Raw genomic sequence first — 24,132 nt, forward strand, 5'->3', positions numbered from 1 at the left:
GGCGGCGGGCCCCCCCGGGGCCCCCCCCCCCCCCCCCCCCCCCGCCCCGGCCCCCCCCCCCCCCCGCCCCCCCCCCCCCCCGGGCCGCCCCCCGCCCCCCCCCCCCCCCCCCCCCCCCCCCGCGGGGGGGGGGGGGCCGGCCCCCCCCCCCCCCCCCCCCCACCACCGCCGTCCCGTACGCGCACACCTCGGTGCCCACGTCCGCCGCCGTCGTCACGTCGAAGCGGAACGCCAGCACCGCGTTGGCCCCGCGCGCGCGTGCCTGCTCGACGAGCCGCTCCATCGCCTCGTTGCGGGTCTCCACCAGCGTCTTCGTGAGCCCGCGCAGCTCACCGCCGACCATCGACTTCAGCCCGGCGCCGATCTGGCTCCCCAGGTGCCGGGAGCGCACGGTCAGTCCGAAGACCTCCCCGAGCACCTCCTGCACGCGGTGGCCCGGCAGATCGTTCGTGGTCACTACGAGCACCTCGGGCCGAGGACCCTGGCCGCCGCCGTATTCTTCAATACCCATGGTTCTCAGGTTTCCCCGGGGAGCGTCACAGTGCACCTCTGGGACCCCCGTGGAACCTGGACTGCCACGGCTGCGTTGTACGTTTGGGCAGCCAGGTCCAGCCCGCCTCCCCCAGCAGCAGGAGCCACAATCCCGTGACCACGCTTGCGCTCGGCCCCGAGTGGCTCAGCCCGGACTACCTGATCGAGACCTTCGCTCTACCGGGCATCCTGCTCATCGTCTTCGCCGAGTCCGGACTCTTCGCCTTCCTGCCCGGTGACTCGCTGCTGTTCACGGCGGGTCTCTTCGTGGCCGAGGGCAGTTACATCACCCAGCCGCTGTGGCTGGTGTGCACCCTGATCGTGCTGGCCGCCGTCATCGGTGACCAAGTGGGCTACATGATCGGCAAGTTCCTGGGCCCCAAGCTCTTCAGCCGTCCCAACTCCAAGCTCTTCAAGCGGGAGAACCTGGACAAGGCCCACGAGTTCATGGAGAAGTACGGCCCCAAGGCAATCGTCCTGGCCCGCTTCGTGCCGATCGTGCGCACCTTCGCCCCCATCGTGGCGGGCGCCGGCCGCATGCAGTACCGGACCTTCCTCACCTACAACGTCATCGGCGGCGTGGCCTGGGGCTCGGGCGTCACCCTCGCCGGCTACTGGCTCGGCCAGATCGAGTTCATCCGGAAGAACGTCGAGCCGATCCTGGTGCTGATCGTCGTGGTCTCGGTCGTCCCGATCGCCATCGAGTACCTCCGCGAGCGGGGCAAGAAGAAGCGCGCCGCCGCGACCGAGCCGCCGGCGGTCCAGCAGCACCAGCCGCAGCCCGCGTACCCGGTCATGGACGACGCCACGACCCAGCTCCGCCGCGTGGACGCGTACCCGCAGCAGCCGCAGCCGCAGCAGCCCCAGCAGCAGTCGTACGACCAGCCCTACGGACAGCAGCAGCCGTACGCCCAGCAGTACCCGCAGGGCTACGGGCAGCAGCCCCACGGCGACCAGCAGGGCGGGCAGTACCCCTACAACCAGGGACGCTGACACCACCCGCCCAGGGGCGCGGGGCCGTGACGGCGCGCGGTGCTAGAACCCCCGCGTCCGCTTGGCCGCCCGGCGCCCCGCCGCACTCGCGGCCCCCGGCACCTTCAGGAACAGCCGCGAGATCTCCCCACCGAGGTTCACCCCGATGGCGATGGCCATGGCGAGTGCCACGGCCGTCGACAGGGACACCAGCCCCCTGTCGACCTCGCTCTGCGCGATCGCCAGCAGCCCGAAGTACGTCGCCGAACCGGGCAGCAGCGGCCCGATCGCCGCGGTCGTGTACGGCAGCGCCGACGCGAACCGGTACCGGGACATGAGCTGCCCGAACAGGCCCACGAGCCCCGCCGCGGCGGCCGTGGAGGCCACCGGCGAGATGCCGCCGGCGACGTGCATGGCGCCGTAGACGATCCAGGCGACGCCCCCGTTCAGGGTCACCGCCAGCACGGTGGATCGTTCCTGCTGGAGCAGGATCGCGAAGGCCAGGGACAGCAGCATCGACGCGCCGATCTGGACGAGGGGCTCGTCGCCCGTCCCCAGCTCGGCGTCCGGATTCAGCTCGGCGCCCAGCTGGACGCCGAAGTACAGCACGATCAGCACCCCGGCGACGATGCTGACGAAGAAGTACATGACCTCGAGCAGGCGCGCGGACGCGGTGATGTAGAAACCGGTCAGCCCGTCCTGCACCCCCGCGACCAGCGCCCGCCCCGGCAGCAGCGCGAACAGGCCACCGGTGATCACCGCGGACGCCTTCACGTCGACGTGGACGAGCGTCAGCATGATCCCCATCGCGGCCGGCGGCATCGCGGCCACCGCGAACTGGTAGAACTCCGGCAGCCCGCGCCCGGCGCACAGCCAGGCCAGCCGGTCGCCGAGCATCGAGCCGAGCATGGCCGCGACGAACACGGTCAGCCCACCGCCGACGAGCACCGACGCCGCGCCGGCGAGCAGCCCGCTCGCCGTGGTCAGCACCCAGGTGGGGTACGGGTGCCGGTTGCGGCGCATCTCCGCGAGGCGCCGGTAGGCCTCCTCCAGGGAGATGTTCGTGTCCGGGTCGCTGAGGTCGTCCACCAGGTGGAAGACGGCCGCGAGCCGCGTGTAGTCGGTGCCCCGGCGGCGTACCGTCCGCGACGCCGTGACCGGGTCCTCGACCAGGGACGGCTGGTGGGAGATCGACAGCAGGGTGAAGGTGACGTTCGGCTCGCAGCGGTCCAGGCCGTACGAGCGGCACACGGCGAACATCGCCGCCTCCACGTCCTCGGCGCCCTCACCGCCCGCCAGCAGCAGCTCCCCGATACGCAGGGTCAGGTCGAGCACGCGCGGTACGGCGGGGCCGGTGTCGTCGTCGTGCCGCTGCGCCGACTCGGGCGCGGGCCGTTCGGCCACCGGCATGCGCAGCATGGCGCGCATCCGGTCCTGCCAGGGCACGTCCGTCAGGTTCACCGCCGGGAAGCCGCTCGCCGGAGTGAACGCGGCCGGCGCGGTCCACGCGCTGTACGTGCTCGGCGTGGTGAACGCCGATCCCTCGCCCTCCGCGGGCGCCGCCGGGGGCGCGTCCAGCCCCTCGGGCAGCGCGAACTCCGAGGTCGTCTCCGACTCCGTGCCGGTGGGCCGCGGGACGGCCAGCCCCTGCGGGATCTCGAACTCGGACGTCGTCGACGACTCGCCGTCGGCCGGCGCCGCGACCCCACCGGGCGGCCGGAAGGCACTGTGGGCCTCGTCCGACTGTGGTTTGCGGTCCTCCGCCTCCGTCACCTGCGCAACGCTCCCTGGTTCGAACACACCCTCCTGTAGCCCTCAGTATGCGTACCCAAACGTGAACGGGCCGCACGCTTCACGCGTGCGGCCCGTTACGGGAGGGGTGCCTGATCAGTGGCCGCCCTGGTCCTTGAAGCGCTTGTAGGACCGCTCGATCTCGGCCTCGGCGTCCGTGCGGCCCACCCAGTCGGCGCCCTCGACCGACTTGCCGGGCTCCAGGTCCTTGTAGACCTCGAAGAAGTGCTGGATCTCCAGGCGGTCGAACTCGGACACGTGGTGGATGTCACGCAGGTGCTCCACACGCGGGTCGGTCGACGGCACGCACAGCAGCTTGTCGTCGCCGCCGGCCTCGTCCGTCATCCGGAACATGCCGATCGCGCGGCAGCGGATGAGGCAGCCCGGGAAGGTCGGCTCGTCCAGGATGACCAGCGCGTCCAGCGGGTCACCGTCCTCGCCGAGGGTGTTCTCGACGAAGCCGTAGTCGGTCGGGTAGGCGGTCGAGGTGAACAGGCGGCGGTCCAGGCGGATACGACCGGTCTCGTGGTCCACCTCGTACTTGTTCCGCGAACCCTTCGGGATCTCGATCGTGACGTCGAACTCCACCGGACGCTCCTCCATGATCAGCACATAGTTCTGGTGATTAAGTGTCCCTCACGCAGGTGGGTGATCGCGAAAGGGGCTGGTGATAGTGCCAGAGCTGAGGCCTTGGCGGGCCGCGAGACCGCACGTGGCGCGGGCCGCGGGCGCCGTACGTCCGCGTCTCGCACGCGCCGCGCGGGCCGCGACGCCGCAACTCGCGCGGGTTACGAGGCCGAAGACCTGGCAGTACACCGCCGGTGCCGCCACCGCCGGGCTGGCACTCGCCGCCGGTGTGGTGACCGCCGCCGGCCCCTGGGACTCCATGGGTCAGCGTACGGCCGAGCGCGACCGTGCCGTCGCCATGGAACGCACGGGTGGCGCAGATCACGGTCGCGGGCCCGAGGGCTCCGGTACGACGTCCGGGGCGCCCCGCCCCGCGCCCAGCGCCGGCTCCGTCCTGACCGGACTCGGCGGCACCGCCGGCGGTGTGCCGGACGGCGCCGAGGCCGGGCCGGGCGGCACGGCCCTCGCCGACGTGCTCGGACCCCTGCTGGACGACCCGGCGCTCGGTGACCGCCGCGCGGCGTCCGTCGTCGACCTCACCACCGGCGAGCGCCTCTACGGCCTCGACGCCGACGTCCCCCTCACGCCCGCCTCCACCACGAAGATCGCCACCGCGGTCGCCGCCCTCACCGCCCTCGGCCCCGACCACCGCCTCACCACCCGCACCGCCCTGGAGGCCGACACCGGCGAAGTCGTCCTGGTCGGCGGCGGCGACCCCACCCTGACCGCGCGCGAGGACGACGGGGGCGCCTTGCGCCCGGGCGGGACCGGGAGCGGGGCAGACCTCGCGAGCCTGCGCACCCTCGCCGGGAAGACCGCCGCGGCCCTGAAGAAGCGGGACGTGCGCAAGGTGACGCTGTCGTACGACACGACGCTCTATGCCGGTGAGGAGACCCACCCGATCGGGGTGAACGAGAACCTCGCCCTCGTCACCGCCCTGATGGCCGACGAGGCCCGCACGGACGACTCCACCAGCGGCCCCGTCACGCGCGAGGACGACCCGGCCGCCGACGCCGCCCGTGCCTTCGCCGGCTTCCTGGAGCAGCACGGCGTCACCGCGTCGCCGCCCGGCCCCTCCAAGGCCACGGAACGCGCGGAGACCCTCGCCACCGTCTCCTCGCCCCCGGTGTCGGCCCTGGTCGAGCGGATGCTGACCGACAGCGACAACGACCTCGCCGAGGCCCTGGCCCGGCACACCGCCCTGGCGACCGGTGAGCCCGCCGGCTTCGACGGGGTCTCGGCCGCCCTCCCGGCCCGTCTGGAGCGGCTCGGCCTGCCCGTGCGCGGCACGCGGTTCCACGACGGCAGCGGCCTGGACCGCACCGACCGGATCACCGCCGACCTGCTCACCGCGCTGCTCGCCGAGGCGGCCGACCCGGCCCGCCCCGAACTCCGCCCGGTCCTCACCGGCCTCCCCGTCGCCGGCTTCACCGGCACGCTGTCCAGCCGCTACACGGACGGCGCGGCCGGCCTCGTACGCGCGAAGACCGGCACCCTGAGGGGCGTCAACACCCTCGCCGGCACCGTGGTCACCGCCGAAGGCCGCCTCCTGGGCTTCGCCTTCCTGGCCTCCGGCACGACGGACGCGTGGTCGGCCCAGACGGCCCTGGACCGGGCGGCGACGACCCTGGTGTCCTGCGGCTGCGCATGACCCCCCGACCGTCCGGGGAGCGGCGGCACCGCGGCGCCGGGCCGCGCACCCGTCCGCACGCCGCTCCGGCACCGGCCGGCCACCACCCCACCGCCCGCCACAGCCTGCCCCCAGCGGCAGCGCTCACGTACGGTTGAGGGATGACGAGCATCGGCGCATCTTCCGGCATGGTCGACTGGAATCTCGCGGTGGCGACCGCGACCCGGCTCGTACGGCCGGGCCCCGAGGTGAGCCGCGACGAGGCCAGGGCCATCGTCGCGGAACTCCGCCGCCACGCCAAAGCCTCGGAGGAACACGTCCGGGGCTTCACTCGTCTGGCCACCGAAGAGGCCCACGACACCCCCGTCCTCGTCGTCGACCGCCCCGGCTGGGTCCGGGCGAACGTCGCCGGGTTCCGGGAGATCCTGGGGCCCCTGCTGGGGAAGATGCAGGAGCGGCGCGGCAGCAGCGCGGGCAACGCGGTCCTCGGCGCCGTCGGCGGCAAGGTCACCGGCGTGGAGCTGGGCATGCTGCTGTCGTTCCTGTCCTCCCGCGTCCTCGGTCAGTACGAGACCTTCGCCCCGGCCACCCGCGAGCTGCCCGCCGGTGCGAACGGCGGCGGCCGGCTCCTGCTCGTCGCCCCGAACATCGTGCACGTGGAGCGCGAACTCGACGTCGAGCCCCACGACTTCCGCCTGTGGGTGTGTCTGCACGAGGAGACGCACCGCACGCAGTTCACCGCGGTGCCCTGGTTGCGCGACCACCTGGAGGGCGAAATCCAGTCGTTCCTCGCGGAGACCGACGTCGACCCCATGACCGTCCTGGAGCGCGTCCGCGAGGCCGCCCAGACACTCGCCGGGGGCCGGCCCGAGGGGGAGGAGGACGACGGCGGCCGCTCCCTGGTCGAGCTGGTGCAGACACCGGCCCAGCGGGAGGTCCTCGGCCGGCTCACCGCCGTGATGTCCCTCCTGGAGGGCCACGCCGACTTCGTGATGGACGGGGTGGGCCCGGCGGTCGTGCCGAGCGTCGGGGAGATCCGCGAGAAGTTCCAGCAGCGCCGCGCCAAGGGCGCCTCCCGCCTGGACCTGGCGCTGCGCAAACTGCTCGGCATGGACGCCAAGCTCCGCCAGTACCGGGACGGCGAGCGCTTCGTGCGGGCCGTCGTCGACGAGTGCGGCATGGACGGCTTCAACCGCGTCTGGACCTCGCCCAACACCCTCCCCACCAAGTCGGAGATCGCCAAACCGGCGGACTGGATCGCGCGGGTGCACCGCAAACCGGAGTCGTGAGCCGCGCGGTCGGGGCGTGAAACGAATCCGGCCGACGGCAGGCAAACGCCCCTTCAATCACCCGTCCGAGGGACCGTGAGCCTTCGACAGGCGTGCGATGCTCGGGGAACGGCCCGTTTCTGTCACCATCTACATACTCTGCGTGACCGAATCTCGGGCTCATCCCCGAAAACTTCATGAAGGGCACCGGACATGGGTCCCCATCCTGCGGTCGCGGCGATACGCCTGGCGGTCCGCCGCGTCCTCCACGACATCCTCACCGAACTGCACACCACGGCCGGTGTCGCCGCCGCGACGGCCGCCGACCGCACAGCCGAGCGCCCGCCGTCGCCGCTCGTGCTCGTGGCGTGCTCCGGCGGCGCCGACTCCATGGCGCTCGCCTCCGCCCTCGCCTTCGAGGCCCCCCGGCTCGGCATCCGCGCCGGCGGCGTCACCGTCGACCACGGCCTGCAGAACGGCTCCGACCTGCGCGCCGAAGAGGTCGTCCTGCGCCTGCGCGAACTCGGCCTGGACCCCGTCGAGGCCAGCGCCGTCACCGTCGGCCGCGCGGGAGGGCCCGAAGCCGCCGCCCGCGACGCCCGCTACGCGGCCCTGGACGCCGCCGCCGCCCGCCACGGCGCCGCCGCCGTCCTGCTCGGCCACACCCGCGACGACCAGGCCGAGACCGTCCTGCTGGGCCTCGCCCGCGGCTCCGGCATCCGCTCCCTGTCGGGCATGGCCGCGGTCTCGGGGGCCGACGGCCGTTACCGCCGCCCCTTCCTCCAGGTCGACCGGCAGACCGCCCGCAAGGCCTGCATGGTCCAGTCCCTGCCCGTCTGGGACGACCCGCACAACGCCGACCCCGCGTACACGCGTTCCAGGCTGCGGCACGAGGGCTTGCCCGCATTGGAGAAGGCGCTCGGAAAGGGTGTCGTCGAGGCCCTCGCCCGTACGGCCCAACTCTCCCGGGACGACGCCGACGCCCTCGACACCTGGGCCCGCCAGGCCGAGCCCGGCGTCCGGGACGCCACCGGTGTACTGGAGTGCGCCAAGCTCTACGCCCTCCCGCCCGCCGTACGCCGCCGCATCCTGCGCCGTGCCGCCATCGAGGCCGGTGCTCCCGCGGGCGCGCTGTTCGCCCGCCACCTCGAGGAAGTCGACCGGCTGATCACCGGCTGGCGCGGTCAGGGGGCCATCAACCTGCCCGGCAAAGTCGTCGCCCAGCGCCAGGGTGGCAGACTGGTGATTCGGCAAGGCTGAATCCGGACCCTCCCACCGATCCGCGTACGGATCACCGGGACGTTCCGGAGTGGCCGGTGGGACGACCGAAAGTGATGCGGGTGGACGCGAACGACATGGGTGCCGACCTCGAGAAGGTACTCATCACCAAGGAAGAGATCGACGCGAAGCTGGCCGAGCTGGCCGCGAAGATCGACGCGGAGTACGCGGGCAAGGACCTGCTCATCGTCGGCGTGCTCAAGGGCGCCGTGATGGTCATGGCCGACCTGGCGCGCACGCTGTCCACCCCCGTCACCATGGACTGGATGGCGGTGTCCTCGTACGGGGCGGGCACCCAGTCCTCCGGCGTGGTGCGGATCCTCAAGGACCTCGACACCGACATCAAGGGCAGGCACGTCCTGATCGTCGAGGACATCATCGACTCCGGCCTGACCCTGTCCTGGCTGATCTCCAACCTCGGCTCGCGCGAGCCCGCCTCCCTCAAGGTGTGCACGCTGCTGCGCAAGCCCGACGCCGCGAAGGTCGCCATCGACGTGGAGTGGGTCGGCTTCGACATCCCCAACGAGTTCGTCGTCGGCTACGGCCTCGACTACGCGGAGAAGTACCGCAACCTCCCGTTCGTCGGTACGCTCGCGCCCCACGTCTACGGCGGCTGACGCGGCCCCGTAGCGGGCGCCACGGCGTTTCGGGGGGCTACCGGGAACCCCGGAGGCCCCCGCGCCGTTGGAGCATGCAGACGGGACGCCAGCGGTCCCGTGCGGCTGAGGGCCGCCGCGCTGGGGTACCGTCAGAAGAACTGTCTTATCAAACTCACTATGGCAGGAGGGACGGGGCGCCACCGCTCCGTGTGGATGGACGTGAAGCGATACTTCCGTGGGCCAATCATGTGGATCGTGCTGGCCGTCCTTGCCGTGGTCGTGTTGATGCAGGTCGTCGGCTCGTCCGGCGGCTACAAGACGGTTGACACTGGCCAGGTCGTCCAGGCGATCAACGACAACAGGGTCGAGTCGGCCAAGCTGACCACCGGCGACGAGCAGAACATCAAGGTTCAGCTCAAGGACGGCGAAAAGGTCAAGGGCAGCTCGAAGATCCAGGCGAGCTACATCGGCGACCAGGGCGTCGACATCGCCAACACGCTGCAGAACAAGTACCAGGACAAGCAGATCCCCGACGGCTACACGGTGTCGCCGTCGAAGCAGAACCCGTTCGTCGGGCTCCTGATCACCCTGCTCCCCTTCGTCCTCATCGTGGTCATCTTCCTCTTCCTGATGAACCAGATGCAGGGCGGCGGCTCCCGCGTCATGAACTTCGGCAAGTCCAAGGCCAAGCTCATCACCAAGGACACGCCCAAGACGACGTTCTCCGACGTCGCCGGTTCGGACGAGGCCGTCGAGGAGCTCCACGAGATCAAGGAGTTCCTCCAGGAGCCGGCCAAGTTCCAGGCCGTCGGCGCCAAGATCCCCAAGGGTGTGCTGCTGTACGGCCCGCCCGGCACCGGCAAGACCCTGCTCGCGCGTGCCGTCGCGGGCGAGGCGGGCGTGCCGTTCTACTCGATCTCCGGTTCCGACTTCGTCGAGATGTTCGTCGGCGTCGGTGCCTCCCGGGTCCGTGACCTGTTCGAGCAGGCCAAGGCGAACGCCCCGGCGATCGTCTTCGTCGACGAGATCGACGCGGTCGGCCGCCACCGCGGCGCCGGCCTCGGCGGCGGTCACGACGAGCGCGAGCAGACCCTGAACCAGCTGCTCGTCGAGATGGACGGCTTCGACGTCAAGGGCGGCGTGATCCTCATCGCCGCGACGAACCGCCCGGACATCCTCGACCCGGCGCTGCTGCGCCCCGGCCGCTTCGACCGGCAGATCGCCGTCGACCGCCCGGACATGCAGGGCCGTCTGGAGATCCTCAAGGTCCACCAGAAGGGCAAGCCGGTCGCCCCCGACGTCGACCTGTCCGCCGTCGCCCGACGCACCCCCGGCATGACCGGTGCCGATCTGGCCAACGTGCTGAACGAGGCCGCCCTGCTGACGGCCCGCAGCGACCAGAAGCTGATCGACAACCACATGCTGGACGAGGCGATCGACCGTGTGGTCGCGGGCCCGCAGAAGCGGACCCGGATCATGTCGGACAAGGAGAAGAAGATCACCGCGTACCACGAGGGCGGACACGCCCTGGTCGCGGCGGCCTCACCCAACTCCGACCCGGTCCACAAGATCACGATCCTGTCCAGGGGCCGGGCCCTCGGCTACACGATGGTGCTCCCGGACGAGGACAAGTACTCGACCACGCGCAACGAGATGCTCGACCAGCTCGCCTACATGCTGGGCGGCCGCGCGGCCGAGGAACTGGTCTTCCACGACCCGACGACCGGTGCTGCCAACGACATCGAGAAGGCCACCGGTGTGGCCCGCGCGATGGTCACGCAGTACGGCATGACCGAGCGTCTCGGCGCGATCAAGTTCGGCGGCGACAACAGCGAGCCGTTCCTCGGGCGCGAGATGGCCCACCAGCGCGACTACTCGGAAGAGGTCGCCGCGCTGGTCGACGAAGAGGTCAAGAAGCTCATCGAGACGGCGCACAACGAGGCCTGGGAGATCCTGGTCGAGAACCGCGACGTCCTCGACAACCTCGTGCTCGCGCTGCTGGAGAAGGAGACGCTCGGCAAGGAGGAGATCGCCGAGATCTTCGCCCAGATCGTCAAGCGTCCGGCCCGGCCCGCCTGGACCGGCTCCTCCCGCCGCACGCCCTCGACCCGTCCGCCGGTGCTCTCCCCGAAGGAGCTCGCCCTGACGAACGGAGCGAACGGCGCCACGGCGGCGATCTCCACCGCCAAGAGCACCACGGCGGAGCCGGCTCCGGCACCGGAACGAGCCCCGGAGGACCGCCCGGAGAGCTGACCCGGCCACTCCCGGCGGCCCCACCAGGCCCGGAATGTATGCCACGCCCCCCAGGTTCTAGCCTTGGGGGGCGTGGCATTTCCGTATGCCGACCGCAGGACAGGACAGGAACGAGGCACCAGATGACCGACCCCGTGACGCTGGACGGCGAGGGCCAGATCGGCGAGTTCGACGAGAAGCGGGCCGAGAACGCCGTACGCGAGCTGCTCATCGCGGTCGGTGAGGACCCGGACCGCGAGGGTCTGAGGGAGACGCCCGCACGGGTGGCGCGGGCGTACAAGGAGATATTCGCGGGCCTGTGGCAGGAGCCCGAGGACGTACTGACGACGACGTTCGACCTCGGGCACGACGAGATGGTCCTCGTGAAGGACATCGAGGTGTTCTCGACCTGTGAGCATCACCTGGTGCCGTTCCGCGGCGTGGCGCACGTCGGCTACATCCCGTCCACCAACGGCAAGATCACGGGCCTGTCCAAGCTGGCCCGTCTCGTGGACGTCTACGCCCGCCGCCCGCAGGTGCAGGAACGACTCACCACGCAGGTCGCGGACTCCCTGATGGAGATCCTCGAGCCGCGCGGGGTGATCGTCGTCGTGGAGTGCGAGCACATGTGCATGTCGATGCGCGGCATCCGCAAGCCCGGTGCCAAGACCCTGACCTCGGCGGTGCGCGGCCAGCTGCGCGACGTGGCCACGCGCAACGAGGCGATGAGCCTGATCATGGCCCGCTGACGCCGGGCGGAGTGCCGACAGGTGCCGGGGTACCGAAAGGCGTCGGGATACCGACAGGTTCCGCGTGGTGGGCGCCCGTCCGAGGGCGGGGCGGGCCGCCGAGGCCGGCGCGGCGGCGGATCAGGCTGCCGTGGCCGTGCCCGGGGTGTCCTCGTCGTCGTTGTCGGGGAGCTTGCAGACGCGCTCCAGGAAGATCGCGGCCGCTATGACGGCGATCCCCGCCACGACCGAGAAGCCGGCGTAGAACGCCTGGTCGCGGCGGGCCGGGACGTCGAGGTACTCCAGCAGGAAGGCGCCCGTGCCGCCGTACATGCCGGCGACCAGGGCGGCGACCAGGGCGCTGGCCTGGCCGAAGACGACCGCGCGGGCCGCCATCATCGGGTCGACGCCCTTGGCGTCCGGGACACGCTCCCGCTGGGCCTTGAGACGGGCGCGGATCGAGAGCGCCGTGGCCAGCAGGATCACGGCGATCAGGGCGAGCACGACGGGGGCGGCCAAGGGGACGCTCGGGAGGGTCCCGATCGAGTTCCACAGGCGGGCGCCCGCCCAGGACAGGATCCCGGCGACCACGAACACGCCGGCCAGCACCCTGATGCGCAACTCTTTCACGGTGTCCCGGTGTCCCTTCGGTTCCCCTGCTCGGTCGTCCTGACCTTGTCGACCTTAACGACTACTCGGGCAGCCGGAGTTCCAGGTCGGCGCGGGGCGCGATGCCGTCCCGGGGGACGGACTCCAGGAGGTCTGCGACCGGGCCGTGTCCCGGCAGCTGGGCCTCGGGGTCCACGTCGTGCCAGGGGGCGAGCACGAAGGCGCGTTCGTGGGCGCGCGGGTGGGGCAGGGTGAGCTGCGGGTCGTCGGAGACGACGTCGGCGTAGGCGACGATGTCGACGTCGAGGGTGCGCGGGCCCCAGCGCTCGTCGCGGACGCGGTGGAAGGCCTCCTCGACGGCGTGCGCCCGCTCCAGCAGGGAGGACGGGGGCAGGGTGGTCTTCACGACCACGACCGCGTTGAAGTACGAGGGCTGGCTGTCGGGGGCGACGCCCCAGGGCTCCGTCTCGTACACCGGCGAGACCCCTTTGACCCGCACGCCCGGGGTGTCCTCCAGGGCGTCGATGGCGCCCTGGAGGGTCTCCAGGCGGTTGCCGAGGTTGGCGCCGAGGGCGATCACCGCGCGCTTGGGATTGGACAGCGTGGTGTCGGCGGCATCGACCTGCTCGATGACGGAGGCGGGTACCGGCTGTACGGTCGGGTCGCTGGGACCCTGGGCGAAGGGGGCGCTCATACACGGCTCCGGATGATGGTGACGGTCACGTCGTCGAACGGGACGGTGATCGGCGCGTCCGGCTTGTGGACGCATACCTCGACCTCCTCGACCCCTTCGTGTTTCAGGCAGACCTGGGCGATGCGCTCGGCGAGCGTCTCGACCAGGTTGACGGGCTCGCCCTCGACCACGGCCACGACCTCCTCGGCCACGATGCCGTAGTGCACGGTCTTCGCCAGGTCGTCGTCGGCCGCGGCCGGCCGGGTGTCCAGGCCAAGGACGATGTCCACGAGGAAGGTCTGCCCGTCCTCGCGTTCCTTGGGGAACACACCGTGGTGCCCGCGGGCCTTGAGGCCGCGCAGCGCGACACGATCCACGCGAATCACTCCTGCAGTCGTCGGTCCCGGCCGGTCCGTACCACGTGCGGGCGGTACGCCGGCCTCAGTCGAATCTACCCGCGGGCACTGACAGTGCCGGGCCACGGGGGGTGTGAGCCCTGGCGGAGGCCAGGAGGTTTCACCGTGTGTTTCCCCTGGCGGCCCCGGTGGATCACGGGTTGGTAGCCGCCCATACCCGCCGGTCCGTGATTCCAACCACTTCTTGGTTCTCCAGGGTCAGGGAGGTGTGTCCTCGCCGTCCTCGTCGTCGGTCTCGGTCAGCACGGGGGAAGCGTGGTGCGACCAGAGTTTCCAGCCGGACGGCGTGCGCCGGAACGTGTTGGTGGCGACCACGAGCTGGCCGACGAGCGGGCCGAGCTCGTCGCCGCCCTCGGGGGCGGGGCCGCCGCTGAGGATGTTCTCGGTGCAGGTCACCAGGGCGGTGTCGCCTGTCACGGAGACGTGTACGTCGGTGAGGAAGAACTGGATGTAGTCGGTGTTCGCCATGATCAGCGCGTACGAGCGCAGGACCTCGCCGCGGCCGGTGAGCACCGGCCAGCCGGGGTGCACGCAGGAGATCACGCCGGCGTCCGCCGGGTCGTGGAACGACTCGTCGATGCCCAGGTCGGACGGCGTGAGCCAGAACTCGGACACCTGCTCGAAGTCGCCCCGCTCCAGTGCCTCGTAGAAGGCGGTGTTGGCGGCCTCGACCTGTTCGACGTCGGTGTGGGGGGTGTTCACCGGGTTCCTTCCGAGCCTGAGCCCGAGCCCGAGCCCGCCTCCACGCCTGAGCCCGAGCCCGAGCCCGCCTCCACGCCTGAATCCGGGACCTGGCCCGCTGTGCGCGCTCCCTCGACGGCGCGTGCGACCCGTACGGCGTCGGCCGTGGCGCGTACCTCGTGCACGCGTACGGCCCACGCGCCGGCGTGCGCCGCGAGTGCGGAGACGGCGGCGGTGGCCGCGTCGCGCTCGCGCGCGGGGGGCGGGGCGGCTCCCGGTCCGGCGAGCACCCGGCCGAGGAACCGCTTGCGTGAGGCGGCGACGAGCAGCGGGTGGCCGAGACCGAGGAGGCGGTCGAGGTGGGCGAGGAGGACGAGGTCGTGCTCGGCGTCCTTGGAGAAGCCGAGGCCGGGGTCGACGACGACGCGGTCGGGCGCGACGCCGCCCTCGACGACCGCCTCCACGCGCGCCTGCAGCTCGTCCATGACCTCGGTGACGACGTCGTCGTAGGTGCCCCTGACGTTGCCGCCCTCCAGCAGGCCGCGCCAGTGCATGACGACGAAGGGGGCGTCGGCGTCGGCGACGACCGGGATCATCCGGGGGTCGGCGAGGCCGCCGCTGACGTCGTTGACCAGGGCGGCGCCGGCCGCGAGGGCCTGTTCGGCGACCGAGGCGCGCATGGTGTCGACGGAGATCGTGACGCCCTCGGAGGCCAGTCCGCGCACGACCGGGACCACACGCCTGAGCTCCTCGTCCTCGTCGACGCGGGTCGCGCCGGGACGGGTGGACTCGCCGCCGACGTCCACCAGGTCGGCCCCCTCGGCGACCAGGTCGAGGCCGTGCTTGATGGCGGCGGTGGTGTCGAAGAAGCGGCCGCCGTCGGAGAAGGAGTCGGGAGTCACGTTGACGACCCCCATGACCGCGCAGCGGTCCCATACGGTCAGTCCCGCGAGGTGGCGGCGGCCGGTCTGCTTGCTCATGTGTTCAGCCTAGGCCCAGTGGGCGGGGTGCCCGCGGCGGCCTGTGCGGGCTCGGTGGAGCGCTGCCGGGGCGGGGGCGGCACGGCGCACCGCAGGGCGGCGAGAGCCGTGCTCGGGTGGTGCGGGGGCCGTGCTCGGGCGGCGAGAGCCGTGCTCGGGTGGTGCGCAGTGCCTCCTCGGCGTCGTGGCCGCGCAGCATCCGGCGGTCACGCCGCCCGGGCGTCCCGCTCGGTCACCCGGTGCGCGCAGGGCCGGCGTACGGGCGTCCGGCGCCGCAGGAAGCGCGGCAGCGGCACCGTGAGCGTGACGAAGCCCTCGGCCTGCATGGCGGCGAAGCCGATGCGGGGCAGGTCGGCGGAGGCGCGGTAGACGACGAAGCGGGGCTCCCACCGGGGCCGGAACTTCGCGTTGAACTTGTACAGGGACTCGATCTGGAACCAGCGGGAGAGGAACACCAGCAGTCCGCGCCACGCCCGCAACACCGGCCCCGCGCCGATCTTCTCGCCGCGCGCGAGCGCCGCGCGGAACATGGCGAAGTTCAGCGAGACGCGCGCGATGCCCAGTTTCGGCGCGGCCTGGAGCGCGGCCACGATCAGCAGCTCGTTCATGCCCGGGTCGGCAGCGCGGTCGCGGCGCATCAGGTCCAGGGAGACGCCGTCGGCGCCCCACGGTACGAAGTGCAGGACCGCCTTCAGGTCGCCGTACTCGCCGGGCTCGGCGTCCTGCTTGTGCGCGGTGGCGATCAGGCAGTCGCCGTCGGCGGGGTCGCCGATGCGGCCCAGTGCCATGGAGAAGCCGCGCTCGGTGTCCGTGCCGCGCCAGTCGTCGGCGGCGCGGCGGACGCGGTCCAGTTCGGCGTCACCGAGGTCGGCCACGCGCCGTACCCGGGTCTCGTAACCGGCGCGCTCGATGCGTTTGACCATCTGACGCACGTTGCGCATCGCGCGGCCGGCGAGGGAGAAATCCGCGACGTCCACCACCGCCTCGTCGCCCAGTTCGAGGGCGTCGAGCCCGGTCTCGCGGGTCCAGACCTCGCCACCGGTCTCGGAGCAGCCCATGACGGCGGGCGTCCAGGAGTGCGCGCGGGCCTCGTCCATGAAGCGTTCGATGGCGCCCGGCCAGGCCTCGACGTCGCCGATCGGGTCGCCGCTGGCGAGCATCACTCCGGAGACGACGCGGTAGGTGACCGCGGCCTTGCCGCTGGGGGAGAAGACGACGGCCTTGTCGCGGCGCAGCGCGAAGTGGCCGAGGGAGTCCCGGCCGCCGTGCCTGGCCAGCAGGGCGCGCAGCCGGACCTCGTCGTCCTCGGTGAGGCGGGCGGCGGGGTGTTCGGGGCGGAGGGCCAGGTAGATGGTGGTGATCGCGGTGAGCAGGCCGAGGGCGCCGAGGGAGAAGGCGACCGTCCAGGAGGTGTCGCCCCGGTAGTCGACCGGTCCCTCGACGCCGAACAGGCCGTACAGCACGTGCGTGATGCGGTCGGCCAGGCTCGGCTCGCCGACCATGTGGTGCGGGTGGGCGTTGACGACGACCAGCCCGAGGGAGAGGGAACCGGCGCCCATGAGTACGACGTTGGCGAGCGCCCGCCACCGGCTGCGCGGGTCGGGCAGTGCCGCGAACTGGTCCCGGTGCCGCAGCAGGGGCAGGAGCAGCGCGAGCGAGATCAGCACCCCGGCGAGCGAGTGCCGGTACGCGAACTGTGCGACGGCGCCGAGCGGCAGCAGGGCCACGGCCGCCCGCCACGCCCTCCGCTTGCGGCGCTTGAGCCCGTGGGCGAGCAGCAGCAACAGCACCCCGGCGCTGAGCGAGAGCGCCGCCGCGAACGGGCCGAACGCGCCGGGCAGTACCTCGGCGAGGGCGTGCATACGGCTGTGCCGGAAGCGCGGGAAGACGCCGGCGGCGATGTCCAGCAGGCCCACGAGTGCGCAGGCGCGGCCGACGAGGAGGGGCACGGCCTCCGGGCGAGGGCCGCGCGGCACCCGACGTACGCTGGCGGGCTTCGCTGGAACCCCACCCGACATTTCCTCATCTGTCCTGACAGACATCGCACCCGTAGTTCTGCGAGAGACCGTGGATCCGGGCCCGTTTCGGGCATCCGGCGACATTGCGCCCTCTAGGACGGTGACTTGGTGGGAGAGGTTCACTCCCGCGATCGGAAAGGCCGCGGAGCGCGAGGGGTGCGAAGGGCGGTGGTCCGGGCGGATGGCCCGAACGGACGTGACGTACGGAAAGCGCAGGCAGGTAGCGACGCATGGGTCTCACGAGCGACAAGGTGCTGGCGTTGGCGGTCCTGGCCGGCGTGCTGCTGTTCGCCGGCACGGTGTGGCTGTGGCCACGGCTGGCCCGGCGTACCTGGCGGGCCGTGCTGGGGCGGGTGGGCCTGCTGTTCGCCACCCAGTTGGCGGTCTTCGCCGCGGTCGGCCTGGTCGCCAACCAGTCCTTCGGGTTCTACGGCAGCTGGGCCGACCTGTTCGGCCGGGAGAACGGACAGGGCGTGGTCGTCGACCACTCGGCCGACGACGCCGGCGGTCCGCTCCGGGTCGTCGGCGACCGGCGGGTCACGCGGGCGGGCGGGGCGCGGCCCGAGGCCACCGGGCGGATCCACGAGATACGGATCGTCGGCCGTACGACGCGCATCGCGACGCCCGCGTACGTCTACCTGCCGCCGGAGTACTTCCGGGCGAGCCACCGCACCCGTACGTTTCCCGCGGCCGTCGTCCTGACCGGCTACCCGGGGACGGCCGAGGCCCTGGTGGACAAGCTGCGTTATCCCCGCACGGCACTCGACCTGGCCGAGGCCGGCCGGATGCGGCCGATGATCCTGGTGATGCTGCGGCCCACGGTTGCGCCGCCGCGCGACACGGAGTGCGTGGACGTGCCGGGTGGCCCGCAGACGGAGTCGTTCTTCGCGAAGGATCTTCCCGAGGCGGTGACGGCTCATTACCGGGTGGACCGGGGGCCGGGAAGCTGGGGAGTCGTCGGCAACTCGACCGGTGGCTACTGCGCCCTGAAGCTCGCCCTGCACCATCCCGACGTGTACGCCGCCGGGGCCGGCCTCTCCGCGTACTACGACGCGCCCAGTGATCCCACCACGGGCGATCTCTTCCAGGGCGACGAGGAACGGAAGAACCGGGCCGACCTGTGGTGGTATCTCAAGAACATGCCCGCGCCCGACACTTCGCTGCTCGTCACCAGCAGCGAGTCCGGCGAGACGAACTACAAGGACACCCTGAAGTTCATTGAGCAGGTGAAGGACAAGAAGCCGACGCGCATCTCGTCGATCATCCTGGAAAGCGGCGGGCACAACTTCAATACCTGGCGGCGCGAGATTCCCGCGACGCTGCAGTGGCTCAGTGGGCGGCTCGGCGAGCGGTCCGGCGAGCGGTCCGGCGTGCACACACATAAATGATCTTGGAGTAATTCGCCCGCCGGCGGGCATGTGGATTCCCGTTGCGTGCGAACACATCGGAGATGGCTGTGTTTTTACGGGCCGGGGCGCCAAGATTCGCCTACGCGCGGTAAGTTTCTGGCCATGCCACGTGGACGTCACCGCCATTCCCCGCCCCTGCACAGGCTGCTTCCTCCGTCGGCGATCGCAGGCGTCTCCGTCGTCTGCGCCCTCGGCCCCTGGGTGTTCAGCGAAGCGATGATCCTGCGCTCGCTGGCCGCGGCCGCCGCGGTGACGGCCGTCGTCGGCGCGGTCGTCATGCGCCACTGGGACACGCAGGCGGGAAGGCGCGTCGCCGACCTCACGCGCGCGCGGGCGAGCGACGAGTGGCGTTACGAGGAACGGGTCGCCGAACTGGAGTCCGACCTGGAGGAGTCGCGCGAGCTGCGCGCGAAGCTGGAGCACCGGCTGCGGGCGAAGCGCACGGAGCTGGCGGGGCTGCGCAACGAGCACGCCTCCCTGCTGCGGCGCTACGCCACGGCGGAGACCGAGCGCGCCAGTGCGCTGGAGGGCCGCCGCCTGCTGGAGATCGAGGCCGTGCCGCAGGCGCCCGCGCTGCCGGCGGCGCGACCGGCACCGGCGCGGGAAACGGCCACCGCGGACGCGTCGGCCACCGAGGAGGTCTCCGACGTCACCGTAGAGGTCCCCGAAGAGGTCTCCGAAGAGGTCTCCGAAGTCGTCGGAGGGGGCGCCGAGGAGGCCGCCGGGGAGGCTCCCGCCGTCTTCTCTCCCGCGGGCTCACGACTGTTCCTGCGGGCGCACGCGGCACTGGCCCGGTTCGGCGAGGACACGCCCGCCGGTCCGGACGGTGGCGACCACGACGGCGGCGGTGACCCCGACGACGACGGTGGTGACTCCGGCGACGGTGGCGACGACGGGGACGGCGGTGGAGACGGCGGCGGCGAGAGCGCGGCGGCGGCCGGGACAGCGCGGGAGGACCAGACACAGGGGCGGTCCGAGACGGCCGACGGACACGAGCGCACCGCCGTCTCCGAGGCGACTCGGCCCGACGAGCGGCCCGATGGGCCCGATGGGCCCGAACAGTCCGAACGGTCCGGCCGGCCCGACCAGTCCGACGAGCGTCCCGAGCGTGCCGAGCGGCCCGGTCGTCCCGACCAGCCCACCCGGCAGGCCGCCGGGCACTTCACGGTGCCGACCGCGGTGGCCGTCGTACCGACTGTTCCGGCGCGGCGTCCGGTGGTCGAGGGCGGCTTCGACTTCTTCGGCACGAAGAACCCCGAGGACGCGTCGTCGTCGCCCGACGCCCTCGAGGCCGTCCAGAACGAGGATCTCGCCGACGTGGTCGGCCAGGAGGCCCTCGCCCTGCACAAGGCCGAGGCGGAGGCCGCCTTCAAGCCGTCCGGGGAGGAGTCCCGGGAGGTGGGCCAGGTGATCGACCTGACGGCCCACGACGAGACGGAGCAGATCGACGTACAGGGGCTGCGCAGCGCGGTGTCCTGACACCGGCCGCTGTCCGACGAGACCGGCCGAGGCCGGCCGGCAGGGCCTCAGGCCATCCACCGGTCCGGCAGTGCGTCCCGCCGTCCGGTCCGGGAGCGTTCCGCCTGGTCCCGCAGCAGCCGCGCCGCCTCTTCGGCGTCGCGCAGCCGAGCGGTCACGGTCTTGTTCGCTCCCGTGTCCACCCGTACGTCGGCCAGCCCCAGCACCCGTTGCCAGGGCCCCTGTGTGACGCGGACGCTCTGCACCTTGGCGTGCGGCACCAGCGCCAGCCTGCGGCGCAGCAGCCCGTACCGGGCGGCGAAGACCGCGTCGGTGACGGCGAGCCCGTAACCGCGCCACCACAGCGGCCTGCACCGCGCTGCCCGGCGCGGCGGGCGCGACAGTTCCGGGCCTGCCGGCACGCTCACCCCGGGCAGGACGCGCGCGACGACCGACTCCGCGATCTCGCGCGGGGCGACGGGCAGCAGCACGGAGTTCGACGACCCCGCCACGTCCAGTTCCACCCGTACCCAGCCCCGGCGCCGCCACAGCAGCGGCTCCACGATCCGCACGGTCTGCACCCGGCCCGGCGGCACCGTCTCGTGCGTGCGGTCCAGCAGCCCTCGGTCGATGCGGAGCCCGTCGGGGGACTCGGCCACCGTCCAGTCGTACTCCCCGACGAACCGGCCCGCGCTGCTCGCGCCCGCGGCGCCCAGCAGGGGAAGGGCGGTCGCCAGCACCGTCCACAGGTTGTGGGTGGCCAGCCACAGGAGCGTCGGTACGGCGACGGCGGCGATCAGCGTGCCCCAGGTCGCGCCGGTCAGCAGCAGGGAGACGGCGAGGACACCGGGCGGCACGCGCAGCAGCTGCCGGGAGGGCGCCTCGCCGACCTCGCGCGCGGTCTCCGGCGCGAGGCCGGCCGCGCGGGCGAGCAGCTCGGCGCGCAGCGCGCGGGCCTCGTCGGCGCCCAGGAAGGCCAGTTCGTCCTTCTTGCCGGTGCCTATGACGTCGAGTTTGAGTTTGGCGACCCCTGCGACGCGGGCCAGCAGGGGCTGGGTGACGTCGACGGCCTGTACGCGTTCGAGCCGGATGTGCGCGGTGCGCCGGAACAGCAGTCCGGTACGGATGCGCAGCTCCGTGTCGGTCACCGCGAAGTGGGTGAACCACCAGGTCAGGAAGCCGTACAGGGCGGCGGCCGGGATCAGTACGGCGAGCCCGATCAGCAGGTGGGTCGTGGTCAGCCGGGTCAGCTGGCGCTGCGCCTGGTCGGGGTCGTGCACGGCCCACCCGACGATCACGGCGACCGGCGCCCACGCGCGCCGCAGCGGCGTGACGGGGTGCAGCCGCCGCTCGACGACGTCGTTTCCGGGCGTCGCGGCGCGGTTTCCGCCCCGGGCGCCGTCCTCCGCCGGTGCGGTGCCGTGGCCGTCCCCTGCCCCGGGCGTCGTCACAGCCCCGCCGATCGGGCCTCGCCCAGCTCGGTGAGCCGGTCGCGCAGGCGTTCCGCCTCGGACGGGTCGAGGCCCGGGATGGTCGCGTCGGTCGCGGCGGCGGCCGTGTGCAGCTGCACGCTGGCCAGGCCGAAGTGGCGCTCGACCGGGCCGGAGGTCACCTCGACCAGCTGCATCCGCCCGTACGGGACGACGGTCTCCTCCCGCCACAGCACGCCCCGGCTGATCAGCAGGTCGTCGGCGCGCTCGGCGTACCGCCAGGAGCGCCAGTTGCGCTCCAGCATGACCCAGCCCCCCACCGTCAGGGCCAGCGGCAGCAGTGCCAGGGCCGCCCAGAAGGGGCCCAGGAACAGCCCGGGCAGCACGCCCGCGGCGAGCGTGAGCAGCCCCAGCCACACCACCAGCAACAGCCGCCGCATGCGCAGCAGTCCCGGCGGCAGGCCGGTCCACTCCGGCTCGCCCCGTACCGCCTCCGTCGCCCCCGCAGCGCCCGTGTCGTCAGGGCTCCCCGTCTCCATGGAGTCAGCGTACGTAGGGGAGACTGTGCGCATGACTCCTACGACGGAGACCATGGTCGGTATCGGCGGTGCCGCGGAGAGCACCGACATGGTGCTCAACATCGGGCCCCAGCACCCGTCCACGCACGGCGTGCTGCGGCTGCGGATCGTCCTGGACGGCGAGCGCATCACGAGCGCGGAGCCGGTGATCGGCTACATGCACCGCGGCGCGGAGAAGCTCTTCGAGGCCCGTGACTACCGTCAGATCATCGTGCTCGCCAACCGTCACGACTGGCTGTCGGCGTTCTCCAACGAGCTGGGCGTGGTCCTCGCCGTGGAGCGGATGCTCGGCATGGAGGTCCCCACGCGCGCGGTGTGGACGCGGACGCTGCTCGCGGAGCTGAACCGCGTGCTCAACCACCTGATGTTCCTCGGGTCGTACCCACTGGAGCTGGGCGGGATCACCCCGGTCTTCTACGCCTTCCGGGAACGGGAGGTCCTCCAGAACGTCATGGAGGAGGTCTCCGGCGGACGCATGCACTACATGTTCAACCGCGTCGGCGGCCTCAAGGAGGACCTGCCGGCCGGATGGGCCACCCGCGCGCGCGGCGCCGTCGCGGCGGTGCGCTCGCGCATGGACGTCTTCGACGACCTGGTGCTCGGCAACGAGATCTTCCGCGGGCGCACACGCGGGGTGGGCGTCCTGAGCCCCGAGGCCGTGCACGCCTACGGGGTCAGCGGCCCCATCGCCCGCGCCTGTGGCGTCGACTTCGACCTGCGCCGCGACGAGCCGTACCTCGCCTACGGCGAACTCCAGGACACCCTGAAGGTCGTCACCCGCACCGAGGGCGACTGCCTCGCCCGCTTCGAGTGCCTCCTGGAGCAGACGCACAACGCCCTCGACCTGGCCGACGCCTGTCTCGACCGCCTGGCCGAGCTGCCGCCCGGGCCGGTCAACCAGCGGCTCCCGAAGGTGCTGAAGGCGCCCGAGGGCCACACGTACGCGTGGACCGAGAACCCGCTCGGCATCAACGGCTACTACCTGGTCAGCAAGGGCGAGAAGACCCCGTACCGGCTGAAGCTGCGCTCGGCGTCGTACAACAACATCCAGGCGCTGGGGGAGCTGCTGCCGGGGACGCTGGTCGCGGACATGGTGGCGATCCTGGGGTCACTGTTCTTCGTGGTCGGGGACATCGACAAGTAGCGCGGCGGCGTCGACGGGCCCGACCGGCTGGACCAGCCACACGAAGTCGCCCAGCCCGCCCGGCGCGATCAGCTCCGCGGCCTGCGAGGCGCCCGCGAGGGCGCGTACGTACGCCGCGGGGTCGGTGGAGGCCAGCGCGAGCGGGGGACGCGCGCCCGCGACGCCGAGGGCGCGCAGAGCCTCGCGCTGCGGGCGCAGGAGCGCGCCCGGGGGCGTGCGCTTGGGAGCGCACCTCGTGGTGTCGGCCGCCGCGCACGCGTCCAGGGCGACGTGCGCGGTGATGTCGCACGACCCGTCCGGCACCGGCGCCGTCTCCCGCCCCTCCCGGAAGCCGGTGAGCGTCCCGAACGGCGGGCGGGCGTCCACGGTGTGCGCGTAGTCGGCGGCCACGGCGAGGCCCCCGTCCAGGGCCGCCACGGCGGACGCCCAGGCGGTGTCCCGGGGGAGCCCGATCTCGGCCCGCAGCCCCTCCTCGCCGGGCAGCGGCCACCACCGCGCCAGCCACTCGGCCTCCGCCCCGCCCACCGGCTCCCCGAGCCGCTCGGCCCCGTCCTTGCGGACGAGCACCCGCCGCGCCACACCCGCGGGGTCCACCTGCGCCACCTCCACCGGTACGTTGTCCAGCCACTCGTTGGCGAACAGCAGCCCGGTCACCCCGGACGGCGGTTCGCCGAGCCACTCGATCCGGTGGTCCAGCCCGTCGGGGCGGCCGGCGACCTCGACGGCGTACGCGCGCGTGCGGGCGGCCACATCGGCGGGCAGCGCGGCCAGCACTCCGGTGACCAGTTCGCCCCGCCCGGCCGCCATGTCCACGAAGTCCAGCGCCTCGGGCCGCCCCAGCGCCTCGTCGACCCGGCACAACAGCCGCGCCACGGCCCCGGCGAACAGCGGCGACGCGTGCACGGACGTGCGGAAGTGCCCGGCCGGCCCCTCGGGCCCGCGGTAGAACCCGGCCGGTCCGTAGAGGGCGTCCTGCGTGGCTTCCCTCCAGCCCCGCCAGTTCTTGTCCGCCCCTGAGGCCTCCTGGGTCCCTGCTGTCCCTCGCGTCACAGGCACAGGCTAGGCGCACGGGAGAGCGAA

Annotated in this window: 21 protein-coding genes and 1 pseudogene; 10 read left to right on the plus strand and 12 right to left on the minus strand. The window is 72.4% G+C overall.

The features are described from left to right. Positions 1–160 precede the first annotated feature (160 nt). Positions 161–511, minus strand: a pseudogene (locus ACH4F2_RS30995) (YbjQ family protein); the annotation flags it as partial. Positions 512–645: 134 nt separating this feature from the next. Between ACH4F2_RS30995 and ACH4F2_RS31000 the strand changes: the two are divergent. Continuing rightward, on the plus strand, positions 646–1,524 hold the full coding sequence (locus ACH4F2_RS31000) for a DedA family protein (RefSeq protein ID WP_398136068.1): 879 nt from the start codon (positions 646–648) through the stop codon (positions 1,522–1,524). A gap of 42 nt (positions 1,525–1,566) precedes the next feature. On the opposite strand, the gene ACH4F2_RS31005 is transcribed toward ACH4F2_RS31000, so the two are convergent. Both ACH4F2_RS31005 and ACH4F2_RS31010 read right to left on the minus strand, forming a co-directional pair. Then, complete coding sequence (locus tag ACH4F2_RS31005) at positions 1,567–3,276, minus strand: threonine/serine exporter family protein (RefSeq protein WP_398136069.1); 1,710 nt, start codon at positions 3,274–3,276, stop codon at positions 1,567–1,569. A gap of 114 nt (positions 3,277–3,390) precedes the next feature. Then, the gene (locus ACH4F2_RS31010; protein WP_007452023.1) at positions 3,391–3,882 is read right to left on the minus strand and encodes an inorganic diphosphatase; all 492 of its coding nucleotides are present in this window, start codon (positions 3,880–3,882) and stop codon (positions 3,391–3,393) included. Positions 3,883–3,961: 79 nt separating this feature from the next. On the opposite strand from ACH4F2_RS31010, the gene dacB reads away from it, so the two are divergent. From dacB to folE, 6 genes are all read left to right on the plus strand, one after another. Further along, on the plus strand, positions 3,962–5,572 hold the full coding sequence (gene dacB, locus ACH4F2_RS31015) for a D-alanyl-D-alanine carboxypeptidase/D-alanyl-D-alanine-endopeptidase (RefSeq protein WP_398136070.1): 1,611 nt from the start codon (positions 3,962–3,964) through the stop codon (positions 5,570–5,572). A 140-nt stretch (positions 5,573–5,712) separates the two neighbouring features. Further along, complete coding sequence (locus ACH4F2_RS31020) at positions 5,713–6,840, plus strand: zinc-dependent metalloprotease (RefSeq protein WP_398136071.1); 1,128 nt, start codon at positions 5,713–5,715, stop codon at positions 6,838–6,840. Positions 6,841–7,032: 192 nt separating this feature from the next. After that, on the plus strand, positions 7,033–8,079 hold the full coding sequence (tilS, locus tag ACH4F2_RS31025; protein ID WP_398136072.1) for a tRNA lysidine(34) synthetase TilS: 1,047 nt from the start codon (positions 7,033–7,035) through the stop codon (positions 8,077–8,079). A 95-nt stretch (positions 8,080–8,174) separates the two neighbouring features. After that, positions 8,175–8,714 carry a hypoxanthine phosphoribosyltransferase gene (gene hpt, locus ACH4F2_RS31030; protein ID WP_226027733.1) on the plus strand — a complete coding sequence of 180 codons (540 nt, stop codon included), beginning with the start codon at positions 8,175–8,177 and terminating at the stop codon, positions 8,712–8,714. A gap of 195 nt (positions 8,715–8,909) precedes the next feature. Further along, positions 8,910–10,949, plus strand: coding sequence for an ATP-dependent zinc metalloprotease FtsH (gene ftsH, locus ACH4F2_RS31035; protein ID WP_398136133.1), 2,040 nt, complete (start codon positions 8,910–8,912; stop codon positions 10,947–10,949). A 122-nt stretch (positions 10,950–11,071) separates the two neighbouring features. Next, positions 11,072–11,677, plus strand: a complete 606-nt coding sequence (folE, locus tag ACH4F2_RS31040) for a GTP cyclohydrolase I FolE (protein ID WP_398136073.1) — start codon at positions 11,072–11,074, stop codon at positions 11,675–11,677. A 120-nt stretch (positions 11,678–11,797) separates the two neighbouring features. Here the strand turns inward: folE and ACH4F2_RS31045 are convergent, their stop codons facing one another. The 6 genes from ACH4F2_RS31045 to ACH4F2_RS31070 all read right to left on the minus strand — a co-directional run bounded on the left by ACH4F2_RS31045 (position 11,798) and on the right by ACH4F2_RS31070 (position 17,033). Continuing rightward, the gene (locus tag ACH4F2_RS31045) at positions 11,798–12,286 is read right to left on the minus strand and encodes a DUF3180 domain-containing protein (protein ID WP_398136074.1); all 489 of its coding nucleotides are present in this window, start codon (positions 12,284–12,286) and stop codon (positions 11,798–11,800) included. Between the two features lie 61 nt (positions 12,287–12,347). Then, positions 12,348–12,959, minus strand: coding sequence for a 2-amino-4-hydroxy-6-hydroxymethyldihydropteridine diphosphokinase (folK, locus tag ACH4F2_RS31050; RefSeq protein WP_398136075.1), 612 nt, complete (start codon positions 12,957–12,959; stop codon positions 12,348–12,350). Next, positions 12,956–13,315, minus strand: a complete 360-nt coding sequence (gene folB / locus ACH4F2_RS31055; RefSeq protein ID WP_011028954.1) for a dihydroneopterin aldolase — start codon at positions 13,313–13,315, stop codon at positions 12,956–12,958. Before folB ends, folK begins: the two co-directional genes overlap by 4 nt. Positions 13,316–13,552: 237 nt before the next feature. Beyond that, positions 13,553–14,056: a nuclear transport factor 2 family protein gene (locus ACH4F2_RS31060; RefSeq protein ID WP_398136076.1), complete on the minus strand. Its 504-nt coding sequence runs from the start codon at positions 14,054–14,056 to the stop codon at positions 13,553–13,555. Beyond that, positions 14,053–15,015, minus strand: coding sequence for a dihydropteroate synthase (folP, locus tag ACH4F2_RS31065; RefSeq protein WP_398136077.1), 963 nt, complete (start codon positions 15,013–15,015; stop codon positions 14,053–14,055). Before folP ends, ACH4F2_RS31060 begins: the two co-directional genes overlap by 4 nt. 206 nt (positions 15,016–15,221) lie before the next feature. Further along, positions 15,222–17,033, minus strand: coding sequence for a phosphatidylglycerol lysyltransferase domain-containing protein (locus ACH4F2_RS31070; protein ID WP_398136078.1), 1,812 nt, complete (start codon positions 17,031–17,033; stop codon positions 15,222–15,224). A 230-nt stretch (positions 17,034–17,263) separates the two neighbouring features. On the opposite strand from ACH4F2_RS31070, the gene ACH4F2_RS31075 reads away from it, so the two are divergent. Further along, positions 17,264–18,421 (plus strand): alpha/beta hydrolase, encoded by a 1,158-nt coding sequence (locus tag ACH4F2_RS31075; RefSeq protein WP_398136079.1) that lies wholly within the window; start codon positions 17,264–17,266, stop codon positions 18,419–18,421. A gap of 123 nt (positions 18,422–18,544) precedes the next feature. After that, positions 18,545–19,921 carry a hypothetical protein gene (locus ACH4F2_RS31080; protein WP_398136080.1) on the plus strand — a complete coding sequence of 459 codons (1,377 nt, stop codon included), beginning with the start codon at positions 18,545–18,547 and terminating at the stop codon, positions 19,919–19,921. A gap of 47 nt (positions 19,922–19,968) precedes the next feature. Here the strand turns inward: ACH4F2_RS31080 and ACH4F2_RS31085 are convergent, their stop codons facing one another. Next, positions 19,969–21,351 carry a PH domain-containing protein gene (locus ACH4F2_RS31085; protein ID WP_398136081.1) on the minus strand — a complete coding sequence of 461 codons (1,383 nt, stop codon included), beginning with the start codon at positions 21,349–21,351 and terminating at the stop codon, positions 19,969–19,971. Then, positions 21,348–21,869, minus strand: a complete 522-nt coding sequence (locus ACH4F2_RS31090; protein WP_398136082.1) for a PH domain-containing protein — start codon at positions 21,867–21,869, stop codon at positions 21,348–21,350. The genes ACH4F2_RS31085 and ACH4F2_RS31090 overlap by 4 nt, the downstream gene beginning before the upstream one ends. 31 nt (positions 21,870–21,900) lie before the next feature. On the opposite strand from ACH4F2_RS31090, the gene ACH4F2_RS31095 reads away from it, so the two are divergent. Further along, a complete protein-coding gene (locus ACH4F2_RS31095) occupies positions 21,901–23,052 on the plus strand; it encodes an NADH-quinone oxidoreductase subunit D (protein WP_398136083.1) in 1,152 nt (383 codons plus the stop codon). Here ACH4F2_RS31095 and ACH4F2_RS31100 read toward each other — a convergent pair. Further along, complete coding sequence (locus ACH4F2_RS31100) at positions 23,017–24,102, minus strand: SAM-dependent methyltransferase (RefSeq protein ID WP_398136084.1); 1,086 nt, start codon at positions 24,100–24,102, stop codon at positions 23,017–23,019. The genes ACH4F2_RS31095 and ACH4F2_RS31100 overlap by 36 nt on opposite strands. Positions 24,103–24,132: the final 30 nt, after the last annotated feature.

Source organism: Streptomyces sp. NPDC017890, assembly GCF_044328675.1.
Lineage (GTDB): Bacteria > Actinomycetota > Actinomycetes > Streptomycetales > Streptomycetaceae > Streptomyces.